Origin of the sequence: Methylobacterium sp. GC_Met_2, from assembly GCF_026540795.1 — a bacterium.
GTDB lineage: Bacteria > Pseudomonadota > Alphaproteobacteria > Rhizobiales > Beijerinckiaceae > Methylobacterium.
Map to the genome: position 1 here is coordinate 34,155 of NZ_JALNUM010000048.1, position 11,434 is coordinate 45,588.

Here is an 11,434-nt window from a genome sequence, read left to right on the forward strand (position 1 = left end):
GGACCTTGGGGTTCTCGGGGTGAAAATCAGACGAGCAGCAGACCGGCGAGCGCCAGCAGGAGGGCGGAGGGCATCACCAGCAGGCCGAGCTTCAGAAAGGTCCAGGCGCCGACATCCTGGCCCTCGCGGCGGATGGCGGTGAGCCAGAGGATCGTCGCCAGGGACCCCGTCACCGAGAGGTTCGGGCCCAGATCGACGCCGATCAGGATGGCGCCCGCGACCTTCTCGGGCACCTGGGCTGTGTGGACGGCGGCCCCCGCGATCAGGCCAGCCGGCAGGTTGTTGACGAGGTTGCACAGCACCGCGATCAGACCGCCTGCCCCCCAGGCGGTGGCTTCCGGGGCGGCGTGGGCGTAGCCCTTGAGCAGATCCGCCAGCATGGCGAGGACGCCGGTCTTTTCCAGGGCCTCCACCAGCACGAACAGGCCGGCCACCAGCGGCAGCACGCTCCACGACACATCCTTGGCGACCTCCACGAGGCCGCCGCGCTTGAGCAGCAGCACGACCACGGTGGTGGCTAAGCCCGCCACGAAGGTCGGCAGGCCGAGATCGAGGCCGAGAGCCGAGGCGCCGATCAGCACGCCGCCGGTCGCCACGATGCCGAGACCGGCCACAAGGCCGGTGCGGGAGAGCGGCTGCGCTTCGACGTCGGTGGCGACGGTCTGGCCGCGCAGGGACTTGGCCTGGGTCAGGCGCAAAACCGCGTAGGTTGTCACGATGGCCAGCACCGAGGGCAGCGCGAACAGGCCGAGCCAGCGCACCAGCGGCGGCATGTGGTCGGCGAAAACCACGAGGTTGGCTGGGTTCGAGATCGGCAGCACGAAGCTCGCCGCGTTGGCGATGAAGGCGCAGACGAACAGGTATGGGAGCGGGTTCTCGACCTTGGCGGCCTTGGTGGCCGCGTAGACGGCCGGCGTCAGCACCACCGCGCAGGCGTCGTTCGACAGGAACACCGTGACGACCGTGCCGACGAGATAGACCAGAGTGAACAGCCGGGAGGCCGAGCCCTTGGCGGCGCGCACCGCGATCGAGGCCAGCCAGTCGAACAGGCCCTCCTTCCGAGCGACCTCCGACATCAGCATCATGCCGACGAGGAACAGGTAGACGTCCGTCCCCTTGAGCACGCCCTCCCAGGCGGTGGCGGGGGCGAGCAGCCCCAGGGCGACCAGGGCGCCTGCGCCCAGCACAGCCCAGATCGCCTCCGGCCATGAGAACGGCCGCAGGATGACGCCAAGGGTCGCGAGGGCCGCGATCGCCCAGGTCGTGATGTTGGGGGTCAGCGTCAGCGCGCCCATCGGTTCCGGTAGTCCTGTATCGGGTGAGTCGGGAAAGGGATGTGTGCCGCGTTTCGGTACAGGCCGGCTACCAGCCCCGCCCGTTGCGGTTGGGACCGAGCTGGTCGCCCCGGATGCCCTTCTCGGGCCAGAACGGCGTGCGGAACGCGTCGCTGCCGGGTCGGTCCGGTGCCAGCGGCGGCACGAAGCAGCGCGAGACGGGTTCGATCGAATCGGTGTCGGTGTTCGGCGCCAGGGTGCATGGATTCAGGGTCCCGTCCGTCACCGCGACGGACAGGCGGCGCGACCCGACCGGCCACGGGACCCGCACCTCGACGATGCGCGGGCTGGCCGGGCTCATCGGATATGCCGGACCGTCATCGACCCGCGCCCAGCAGCACCAAGCCGCCTGCGGCGCGTTCGACAGCACGAGGGCCCGCACCGTGATCGTCGCGTCGGGACCGAGCGCCGCGGTGGCGAGGCGCCGATCGGCGGGGCTCGTGATCATCGTGACGGGGAGTGCCTGGTCGAGGGGCTTGAAGCGCCAGTTCGTCTCGGCGCCATCGATCGCCGCCACCGCGTAGCCCACCGAGCCGTCCTCGTTCTGACCGACCGAGCGGGCCGAGGCGTAGAGCGTGCGCCCGTCATGGGCGAGCTCATTGTAATGGGTGTGGCCCATCTCGACGAGGCGGACGTTGTGGCCGCGGATCAGGCCGGCCAGCGCCGCCTTCTCGCCCGGCGCGTTGAGGTCGTCCGGATAGGTGTGGGTGAAGACAGCGCAGGGCAGGCCCTTCTGGCCGGCCTGATCGAGTTCGTTCCGGAGCCAAGCGAGCTGGCACGGACCGAGCCGGAAATCGAGCCCGACCCCCTTCTGGCCGTAGCCGGCGCTGATCATGTCGAGGAACAGGCAGCGCACGCCGGCAATCGTTTCGGCGAAGTAGTACTGCCTGACGGGGTCGGGCTGCCCGAACTTGGACAAGTGATGGTCTTGCGCGTGGTGATCACCGCCCCGCGCGCTGCCCGCCACCTGCGCGAACAGGGCGTCGAAATCCGTCATCGTACCGTACTGGCGGTCGTGATCCCCGGCGATCAGGCAGACCGGCAGGCGCGGATGGGCCGCCAGGGCGTTGATCAGGATCGCGTACTGCGCCGCAAGCCCGTCCTCGGCGAGGTCGCCCGGCAGGTAGGCGAAGTCGAGGAGGCCGCACCCGTGGAGGCCGTCGATCTCGGAGAGGATCGCCCGCAGGTCGTCGGCGTTCCGGTCGCCCCCGCCCTGCAGGTGGAGGTCGCCGATATGCGCGAAGGCGAACACGTCGTGCGTCTCACGCATGAGGCGCTCGCCCGGTCGCTCTGCCTGTCCCGCCCACCATCGTGCCCTCCGGACGGGCCCTGCGAGGGGGCCGTCAGTGTTGCGAACGGCCCGACGCCCCGGACGCGGTCAAGTTCCGCCAGCAGGCCGCAGGCCGGGGCGGGTGGAACCTAACTTTTCGTGATCGACGGCGGGGTGCCGAACAGTTCCGAGAAAGTGTCGTGAAATCGGACGGTCTGTGTCTGCTTGATGGACACATGCGCACGCCTTGCGACGATTGTGGCCGACCGGTCGAACGCTTCCCCAAGTCGCTCCCCGAGGCGATGAACAGCCGCCCACGGAGCGTTTCAAAGGCTCTCGATCCAGTGGCGCAGCACCGCCCGGGGAGTCTGGTGCGGTCCGGTTTCCAGGCAGCGCCGTGCGGATCTGGGCACGGAGCCGAACCGGCGCTTGAACGCCCGCCGGAACGTCCGCTCGTCGTCGAAACCGACCGCGTAGGCGACCTGCCCGATGCGGGCGGGCCTCGACCCGTCCTCGCGTGCGAGCATCCGCATCGCGGCCATCAGGCGGCGGTCGCGGATATACGCGACGATGCTGTCCGGGGCGAAGAGCCGGTACAGCGTCGAGCGCAACAGGCCCAGCCGCGTCGCGATCAGCGCCGGCGTGAGCTGCGAATTGCCGAGTTCCGCCTCCACGAGGCGGCGGACCCGGATCCGGACATCCGGATTCCGGGACGTGCGGCCCTCCCCCCGCCCCTGCAGCCAGCTCGCGCAGAGCTGGATGACCGCCGCCGAGGCCGCCTGGGCTTCGCGCCGGTCGAAGAGGTCGCCGCAGGCGGCGACGTTCGCCACGAAGGTGTGAACGAGGCGCCCGAACGGGTCGCCGTTATGGTCGAGGGGGGCAGCCGTGCAGGGCGTCCGGCTGGCAGCTTTGCTGCTCCAGCAGGAGACGGGGGATCAGGACGTTGGTGGCATCCACCCTACGCGGACGGTCGGATCGACCGGACCGCGGCTTTGGGCGCCGGCGTCTCGCGGGCGAGCGGCCTGACCTCGGGCTGGGACGCCGGGGGGTCGGGCTTTGCCGGCACCGCGCTGGGCCTGGGCCTGCCGGTGGAGTGCGTGCCGGAGGTGGGCTTCAGCGTCGACCGTCTGACCCGGGCGCGGGTGGCGGAGCGGGGTGGACTGGCGAACCAGAGCTTCGCCACCGCCGGCCTCGACGGCGCGCGCAGCCTCGTGGGCGGGCGTGTGACGAGCCTTGCGGTCGACGGCACGGCAGCGGACGGAGCGGCGGGCCTGCGGCTGGAGGACCGGGCCTACTGGGCGCACGAGCTGGGCGACACCGTCGCCACTCTGCGCTCGAGCCTGTTCGGGGTGCCGTTCGCGACGCGCACGAGCCGGCTCGGCCGGGACGGGGCGGTCCTGGGGGTGAGCCTGACGGGTCCGGTGGCGGAGGGCGTGCAGCTGTCGCTGAGCTACACCGGCGACCTGCGCCCCGGCGCCACCGCCCAGGTGATCGCCGCCGGATTGCAGGCCCGCTGGTAACCTCGGCGGGCGCCCGCGTGTCCGGATCCTGTTCGGCGCTTCAGCCGAACAAGGTCCGGGCCACGACCTGCGGGTCGATCGGCTTCTGGCACAGGGCCACGGCTCCATAGGGCGGCGGCACGACGGCCGGGTCGTAGCCCGTGGCGAACAGGAACGGCACGCCGCGGGCCCGCAGCGCGTCGGCGACGGGGTAGACGAGTTCGTCCTGCAGGTTGATGTCGAGCACCGCCGCGTCGATCGCGGCCGTTCCGGCGATCAGCGCCAGCGCCTCCTCCACGCTGGGCACCGGGCCGAGCACCTCCGCGCCGCCTTCCTCGAACCATGATTTGAGGTCGATGGCGATGAAGTAATCGTCCTCGACCAGCAGGATCCGCCGGCCGGTCAGCGCCCCGTCCGAACTCATGGTAGGCTCCCTGCGGTGTCTCCCTCGGGATGGGGGAGGTTTATCGTACACTGGAGTGTCGTCTCGCTTAAGGCATAGCGGGTCCTGGCCTTCAGCGCGTAGGGCAGCGCCCGCTCGATGAGCTCGCGCCCGTAGCCGCCCCGCAGGGACGCGTCCTGGGCCCCAGACGGGCGGACCAGCCCCTCCTCGACCCAGTCCACAAGGAGCCGGCGCCCGTCCTCGGACTCGCAGATTCGCCACGTCACGCTTAAGGAGCCCTGCGGCGTGGTGAAGGCACCGTATTTGAGCGCGTTGGTGGCGAGCTCGTGCAGGGCCAGCGCGAAGGTCTGCACGGTTGCCTTGCGCAGGCGCACCACCGGTCCCGCGATCCGGACGCGCGTCTGCGCTGCGGGGGCGTTGAGGGCAGCGAGCTCCGTCTCGATCAGCGTGCGCAGCGTGATCGGCTCCTGGTCCGAGCGCGACAGGAGACCCTGCACCCGCGAGAGCGCCGACAGGCGGTCGTTGAACTGCGCCTTGAACAGCTCGCCCGGCCCGGTCAGCGCCATGGTCTGCTTGGCGATGGCGCGCACGACCCCGAGCAGGTTGCGGGTGCGGTGCTGCAGCTCCGCGACCATCACTTGTTGGCGCTCTTGAAGCTGGCGCAGGTCGTCGATGTCGGTGGAGGTGCCGAGCCACTCGACGATCCGCCCCTCCCCGTCGCGCACCGCCGCCGCGCGGGTCTGGAACCAGCGGTAGCGCTGTCCGGGGGCGTTGCAGAGCCTGTGCTCATAGGAGAGCTGGCCGCTGGCCGCGGCTTCCTGCCAGGCGGTCCGGGCGATGGCGACGTCGTCGGGATGGACGGCCTCCAGTCAGCCCCATCCGAGGCTGCCGTCGTTGTCCTGGCCCGTATAGGCAATCCATTGCGGGCTCGCCCAGATGCAGGCGCCGTCGATCCCAGCGCGCCAGATCAGCTGCGGGATGCCCTGGGCGAGCGTGCGGGACAGCGCCTCGCTCTCGCGCAGGCGCCGCTCGGCCAACACCCGCTCGGTGCTCTCCACCACGATGGCGATGACGCCCGCGGGCTTCCCACCTTCGTCGAAGACCGGCGAGTAGTCGAGATTCATCCAGACCGGCTCGGGCCTGCCGTAGCGACGCAGGGTGAGTTCCTGATCGCGGTAGGAAAGCGTCCCCCCGGCCAATACCACGCGCATCATGTGGTCGTTGAAATCGGCGACCTCCGGCCAACCCTCGCGCACCTTGGAGCCGAGGAGTTGCGGGTGGCGCCCACCCGCGAAGCCCGAATAGGCATCGTTGTAGATCATGATGCCGTCCGGGCCCCACAGGAGCACGATCGGCACCGGCGAGAGCAGCAGGGTGCTGACGGCGAAGATCAGGCTCTGCGGCCAGTCGGCGATCGGGCCGAGCGGCGTGCGCGCCCAGTCGTAGGTCCGCACCAGATCGCCGAGTTCGCCGCAGCCGGTTGGAAGCGTCGAGGCCCCGCCCGTCCGACGAACGGTCCTACGGTTCCCGACAGGAGCGCGGGGCGGGACGGATGGAGGCGGCGATCCTGCGGCCGGCATGTTCCTGATCTGACCTGCTCGCGCATCATCCCGAACGGCGGTCACCGGTTTTCTGATACAGATGGTGCACACGCAAAGGGCTGCGGCACCGTGACGGTTCCGCGTCCGGGATGATGCTCCACACGCGCTCCTGATCGCGTCGCGACACGGTACGCCATGCCGGGGTGTTCGGGAGACCCACGCCACCCCGCCATCCTGCGGTAACCGCATCAGGACGAGGAATGGATCGCCGTCTCTCCAAGCCGTGGATCGTGGGCGTCGCATGCTTGCCTGGTTCATCTCTCCGTGTTGTCGCGCGTCCGCGCGCCGAACTGGCCTCCCCTTCGGAGAGCGCTCCAACAAGCTGCCGATAAGCTCGCTCCGTCCTAGCGTGCGGATCGAGGCCATTCAGCAGCCTGCACCGCATCGATCCAGCTGCCTGCGACCCAATGGACCGCCCGCGTTCATAGTCTTGCCGTGTTCCAGGCGCCCCCTGGGGTGATCAGCCCCACGGGGCAGCCCGGCCCCGGGAGAACGTCCTTATGCTGAACTCGATTCTGGCGCTCCTGACGGTCGCCGCGGTCCTCGCGGTCAGGGCGCTGCTCAAGCTGCCGCTCATGCTGTTCCGCCGTGTCGGCCGCCTGCTGCGCGGTCGCCGCCCGGCCGCTGCCTGAGCGGGCCGGTCACCGAGAGACTCATCCGTCCGCGTCGATGGTGAACACCATCCCGCGGCCCGGTCCGTGATCGGAGTAGTCGACGAGCGTGAGGCCGCGTGCAGCCAGCGTCTCTGCGACGGTCTCCCGCTCCTTGCGAACCATCTGGCCGACCGCGAGCGGCGTCAGCCGCGGGCTCGCTTGGCGCAACCGGTCCACCCCGATATTTGCCGGCAGCCCTTCGTCCTCGGCGATCCGGGCCAGGGCGAGACCCAGATCCCGCGCCTTGGTCTCCGCCGCGGATTTCGGCTTGAAGGCCATTCCAGTTCTCCCTCGTTCCAAGTTTCTGCCACGCTCGGTGTCATTCACGTGGCCTGCGCATCGACGTTCACGTCGGGGAAGGCCCAGCTCCATACCCGGCCCCCCGCGCATCGTAGACCTCGACCTGCCAGCGCGACCAATCGAACCGCTCGACCACCCGTTCCATCAGGGCAAGGGCCACGCGCTCGGCATGAACACGCTTTGCGCCGCGTTCGACAAAGGGCTGCCGTCGAGGTCGGTCACCAGCTCGTGGCCGTCCGTACAATGGAAGCGGTAGAGCCGTGTTGGCATTGCTGTTTTCCTGCTCCATCCCCGGCGATCCACCAGCATCCGAGCCTGTCAGCCACCGATGGTTGAACCGCCTCGGCCGATGCGCCATGTTCATGAAATGTTCTAAACAGATCGAAGCCGTGATGCATGCAGATCCTGCGGTGGTGCCTGTGAAGATTCGTCCCAGGAAGGCCAAGGTGATCGCCGTCGCGCCTCATTGCGCGGTCCGGGGGATGCATGGGCCGTCCCGCCCGCACGGGCTATCGGTTCGCGTATCGGTGCCGGATAAAGCTGAGGGGCGGCCGCGCATCACCCTCCCCCCGCAGAGGGGGGAAGGATGGGTGCGTTTCACGGCCGGACTGCGATTTATGAGTATCTTAGCCCACCCTGCGGAGAGATGCGCAGCATCCCGCTCAGGTCCTAGCCCCGACCCTTGCGCTCGCGCTCGGCCATGGCGCCGGGCTGGCCAAGACCGATCGCCTTGGCGAGGGCGGAGCGTTGCTCGGCGTAGGCCGGGGCGACCATCGGGTAATCGGCCGGCAGGCCGTAGCGGTCGCGGTAGGCCCTCGGGTCCAGCCCGTGGCTGGTCAGGTGGCGCTTGAGCGTCTTGTAGGTCTTGCCGTCGATGAAGCTGACGATCCCGTCCGGACGGACCGACTTGCGGATCTGGGCCGCGCTCGGCCGGTCGATGTCGGGCTGGGCTGCCGTGCCGGCCTCCGCCGTCAGGGTGCCCGAGACGAGGCCCGCGACGGCTCCGTGGACCCGGGCGATCAGCGCCGGCAGCTCCGCGACCGGAACGGGATTGTTCGACACGTAGGCGGCAACGAGTTCGGCGGTCACGACCGCCAAGGTCTCGGTCGCCTCATCGTGTGTGTCGGTCATGTGAGGTCCTTCGAAAAGCGCTGTGTCACCTCATCGTTTGGGGCCGGCAAAGGTTTAAACGAAGTAAATTTAGCACGATGACTTAGCGAATAGGCGGTATTTCTCCCGCAGCGCACACCAGCCGCGGCGGACCGGGCGATCGATTCGAAACGATCGCCCGGTCCGCCTTCGAAGGTCTTCCGAATCACCGACAGGGATCAGAGGTCGGTGGTGGCCGGATAGGACCGGACCCGACCCCGCTCGCCGTTCGTCCCGGCAGGGCCGGTGCCCGTGGTGATCTGCGGGGCCGTCCAGCCCTCCGCACGCCATGCATTCGCCTTCTCATCGAGGTCGACCGCACCGTGCCGCTCCAGGATCGCTGTCACCGTTGGGGCCAGCGCGGCCCGCGCCGGGTCGAGGCGGACCGTGACGAGGGTTCCACCCCGCCGCACGCCCTCGCCGTAGGCATGGGCGTCCGCCTCGCCCACCCCGGCACCCGTCAGTGCACCAGCGAATCCCCCCGCGGCTGCGCCGATGCCGGCCCCCGTCAGTGTGGCGACGAGCCAGCCGGCGGCGACCACCGGTCCGACCCCCGGGATCGCGATCAGGCCGAGGCCCGCCAAGAGACCCGCGGCACCGCCCGCGACCGTGCCGAGGGTCGCACCAGCCCCGGTGCCGTCCTTGGCACGCTCCTTGGCGGCGGCATCGCCGGTTCCGTCATCGACGACACCGGCATGCCGATCGCCCTCGTTGTTGCTGACGAGGCTGATATCGCCGTGCGGGATCCCGCTGCCCTCGATCTCGCCAACGGCGGTACGCGCATCCGCATAGCTGTCGTAGAGGGCCGTGATGGTCTGTTGAGCCATGAACTTTCTCCTGCCAAACTGTCTCGCCGGCCAACATTCGCGTCAGGGGACGGATTACTGCGCCGCCACATTGCCCTTGAAATCGAGACCGACCTGAACGGTCTGACCGCCATGCGTGGCGGTGCCCCGCCAGATGCCGTCCGAATCCTTCTTGAGATCCCGGGCATCCATGAAGCCGGCCTTCGCCAACCGTGCGCGGGTCTCGCCCTCCGTGAAGCTGTTCGCGCCCTTCTCAAGTTGAACGCTGCCGCCCGCACCGGTTCCGGTGCCGTTCGGGGTCATCTTATCGGTGTTCGGCCGCGTCACGCTCTGCTGACCGCCGGATTGCTGGCTCGTCTTGGCATCGGGGGCAGCCGGCGTGCCCGTGACCGTGGTCTGAGCGACAGCGCTCGATCCGAGCAGGGTCGCGAGGACAAGGGCAAGAGAGATACGCATGATGGGCTCCGTGATGGTTTCGGAACCATCAAACCTTTCGTGGAGCACGACGTTCCGGAATCAGGTGATTTAACGGGATCGCTTGAGGAATCGGCTAAAATTTGCAGATCTATGCAACTGTTATACTCGCATTCTAGCCAGATCGTTGCGGTGGACACACCGGGATAGGTCAGCCGGCGCCGTGGCCGCCCTTGCGGTTGTCTGGCATGGGCCGGGGCGGCCGGGTGTCGTAGCCGCCGGTCTCGGGCGCCACCTGGGCATCCGGAACGGCGGCGCCCGGGGCGTGCGGTCCGCTGCCGCCCGCCGTCGGATCGGTCTCTCCTACGGGTCGCGCGGGCCGCGCCGGGGGCACAGTCCCGAAGGCTTCGCGTGCCGCGTCGACATCCTGTCCCATGCGCCCCTCCTGACGGCCTGCCGAACAGCCGGTGACGGTTCAAGGCCTCAGCGCAACGCATGTTCCCGCAAGGCCAACGGTTCGGACGGTGCATCCGGCCGCGGACCGGATCCCGCCGCCCGGTAGGCTGTACGCTCGCCGATGCCGAGCCTTCATTTCCGCTGACCGGTCGGATTGGGCGTGGATGAGGTGTCGGGCGTCACGGCCGGGTTCACGGGCGTGACCTTCGACCACGTGGCCGCAATGAGGACGATGGCGATCAGGAGAGCCGCGAAGATACCGACGAGGACGAAGCGCTTCATGGGGGAGGTCGAACATCCTACGGGGTCGTGGAAGCGAGGAACAACCGGAACGGCCGAACGATCCCTCCGGCCAGCGGCGGTCGATACGTCTGGCGGCGGCCCTGGGCGTCAGGAACCGGAGGGCTGCGCCGAGGCCTGGGCTCCGATCGCCTCGGACAGAAGCCGTACCCGCCCGAATGCGGCCGCGGCCTGATGAGCCAGGGCCTCCAGCCGGCAGATGGTCGCGTCGTCCGGGATGACGGAGGCGCACCAGTAGGCACCCAGCGCGGCCACCGCCTCGGGAACGCCAATCGGGACGATGACGAGGCTGCGCATCGATGTGGTGCGATAGGCCGCCACTGGGACCCGTGGATCACGCTCGATATCGGGCACGCTCACCGTCTGGCCGTTCAGAATGCACCAGCCTGAGATGCACTCGGTCAGCCGGAACCGGCGCCCGCGCCACAGCGGCTCGATCGCGTCTTCCGCCGCGTAGTAGACGGTGTCATCCTCGCGCAGGACGACCGCAATCCCGTCGGAGCTGGCGACCGCCCGTGCGGTCCTCCGCAGGATGGACACGACCGCCTCCAGCGATCCTGCAGTCTCCAGGGCGCCGGGGGCCGATGCCAGGCCCGGATGCGGGCGGATATGGGTCTCAGCCATGCAGCGCACGGAGCGGCGCAGGGCGGGAATCGGCCGACGGGGGACACGCCGACATCGCGATCCGATCCCCACTGCCCTTTCTCAATAAGCGTGTCTTCAGCACCGAGCCAAACAACTTGCGTTAGAATTCCAGAGAGCTACGATTCGTCCTGAGCGAGCATCGATAGCGTGCCGCCAGAAGATCTCTCAATCCGCCACAGCAAGAGAATATTAAGCGTCTGTCCTGAGTCGAGCATCCTTTAATAGTTTCTCATTGGCCGATCAAATCGCCGCAATGATGTGCTCTAGCGCACCTTACTGCTGTGGGGCTCCGGACCCCCGGGCCGGCTGTTGCATCTCTGCACTATCGCTCAGCCGCGTCCTGACGTCCTTGTCGCCGGGCACACATCCCGCTCAACGGGAGACAGAGGACCAGATGATCAAGAAGCTTCTTCTCGCGAGCGCCGCCACGGCGCTCCTGACCGGCGCCGCCTCGGCCGCCGACCTGCCGCGCCGCGCCGCCCCGCCGCCCGTGTTCACCCCCGTGCCGGTGTTCACCTGGTCGGGCGCCTACTTCGGTATCAACGCCGGCTATGCCTTCGACGCCTCCAGCCGCTCCACCGGCAACAGCTTCGGCGTGCCCTTC

General features: G+C 68.9%; 14 protein-coding genes and 2 pseudogenes. 3 read left to right on the top strand and 13 right to left on the bottom strand.

The window, feature by feature from the left end; genetic code table 11:
* Positions 1-26 precede the first annotated feature (26 nt).
* From OXS49_RS17175 to OXS49_RS33670, 3 genes are all read right to left on the bottom strand, one after another.
* On the bottom strand, positions 27-1,295 hold the full coding sequence (locus OXS49_RS17175) for an arsenic transporter (protein WP_267425826.1): 1,269 nt from the start codon (positions 1,293-1,295) through the stop codon (positions 27-29).
* A gap of 67 nt (positions 1,296-1,362) precedes the next feature.
* Entirely contained in the window at positions 1,363-2,604 is a 1,242-nt protein-coding gene (locus tag OXS49_RS17180) for a metallophosphoesterase (RefSeq protein ID WP_267425827.1), read from the bottom strand.
* A gap of 326 nt (positions 2,605-2,930) precedes the next feature.
* Positions 2,931-3,434, bottom strand: coding sequence for a helix-turn-helix domain-containing protein (locus OXS49_RS33670; RefSeq protein ID WP_267425828.1), 504 nt, complete (start codon positions 3,432-3,434; stop codon positions 2,931-2,933).
* Positions 3,435-3,470: 36 nt separating this feature from the next.
* On the opposite strand from OXS49_RS33670, the gene OXS49_RS17190 reads away from it, so the two are divergent.
* Positions 3,471-4,124, top strand: a complete 654-nt coding sequence (locus tag OXS49_RS17190) for an autotransporter outer membrane beta-barrel domain-containing protein (RefSeq protein ID WP_267425838.1) — start codon at positions 3,471-3,473, stop codon at positions 4,122-4,124.
* A 40-nt stretch (positions 4,125-4,164) separates the two neighbouring features.
* Here the strand turns inward: OXS49_RS17190 and OXS49_RS17195 are convergent, their stop codons facing one another.
* Both OXS49_RS17195 and OXS49_RS17200 read right to left on the bottom strand, forming a co-directional pair.
* The gene (locus tag OXS49_RS17195; protein ID WP_267425829.1) at positions 4,165-4,527 is read right to left on the bottom strand and encodes a response regulator; all 363 of its coding nucleotides are present in this window, start codon (positions 4,525-4,527) and stop codon (positions 4,165-4,167) included.
* Positions 4,524-5,960, bottom strand: a pseudogene (locus tag OXS49_RS17200) (PAS domain-containing protein). Before OXS49_RS17200 ends, OXS49_RS17195 begins: the two are co-directional and overlap by 4 nt.
* Before the next feature lie 647 nt (positions 5,961-6,607).
* Between OXS49_RS17200 and OXS49_RS17205 the strand changes: the two are divergent.
* Complete coding sequence (locus OXS49_RS17205; protein ID WP_267425830.1) at positions 6,608-6,739, top strand: hypothetical protein; 132 nt, start codon at positions 6,608-6,610, stop codon at positions 6,737-6,739.
* A gap of 21 nt (positions 6,740-6,760) precedes the next feature.
* Here OXS49_RS17205 and OXS49_RS17210 read toward each other — a convergent pair whose 3' ends face one another.
* The 8 genes from OXS49_RS17210 to OXS49_RS17245 form a co-directional block, all read right to left on the bottom strand.
* Positions 6,761-7,039: an adenylosuccinate synthase gene (locus tag OXS49_RS17210; protein WP_243999012.1), complete on the bottom strand. Its 279-nt coding sequence runs from the start codon at positions 7,037-7,039 to the stop codon at positions 6,761-6,763.
* 165 nt (positions 7,040-7,204) lie between these two features.
* A complete protein-coding gene (locus OXS49_RS17215; RefSeq protein ID WP_267425833.1) occupies positions 7,205-7,330 on the bottom strand; it encodes a hypothetical protein in 126 nt (41 codons plus the stop codon).
* Between the two features lie 399 nt (positions 7,331-7,729).
* Entirely contained in the window at positions 7,730-8,191 is a 462-nt protein-coding gene (locus OXS49_RS17220; RefSeq protein WP_267425834.1) for a MucR family transcriptional regulator, read from the bottom strand.
* Positions 8,192-8,388: 197 nt separating this feature from the next.
* Positions 8,389-9,036 (bottom strand): hypothetical protein, encoded by a 648-nt coding sequence (locus OXS49_RS17225; RefSeq protein WP_243999008.1) that lies wholly within the window; start codon positions 9,034-9,036, stop codon positions 8,389-8,391.
* Between the two features lie 54 nt (positions 9,037-9,090).
* Positions 9,091-9,471 (bottom strand): hypothetical protein, encoded by a 381-nt coding sequence (locus tag OXS49_RS17230; protein ID WP_243999006.1) that lies wholly within the window; start codon positions 9,469-9,471, stop codon positions 9,091-9,093.
* A 169-nt stretch (positions 9,472-9,640) separates the two neighbouring features.
* The gene (locus OXS49_RS17235) at positions 9,641-9,865 is read right to left on the bottom strand and encodes a hypothetical protein (RefSeq protein WP_243999004.1); all 225 of its coding nucleotides are present in this window, start codon (positions 9,863-9,865) and stop codon (positions 9,641-9,643) included.
* A 152-nt stretch (positions 9,866-10,017) separates the two neighbouring features.
* Complete coding sequence (locus tag OXS49_RS17240) at positions 10,018-10,167, bottom strand: hypothetical protein (RefSeq protein WP_243999002.1); 150 nt, start codon at positions 10,165-10,167, stop codon at positions 10,018-10,020.
* A gap of 108 nt (positions 10,168-10,275) precedes the next feature.
* Positions 10,276-10,809 (bottom strand): GAF domain-containing protein, encoded by a 534-nt coding sequence (locus OXS49_RS17245; RefSeq protein WP_267425837.1) that lies wholly within the window; start codon positions 10,807-10,809, stop codon positions 10,276-10,278.
* A 415-nt stretch (positions 10,810-11,224) separates the two neighbouring features.
* On the opposite strand from OXS49_RS17245, the pseudogene OXS49_RS17250 reads away from it, so the two are divergent.
* A pseudogene (locus OXS49_RS17250) lies at positions 11,225-11,434 on the top strand (porin family protein); the annotation flags it as partial.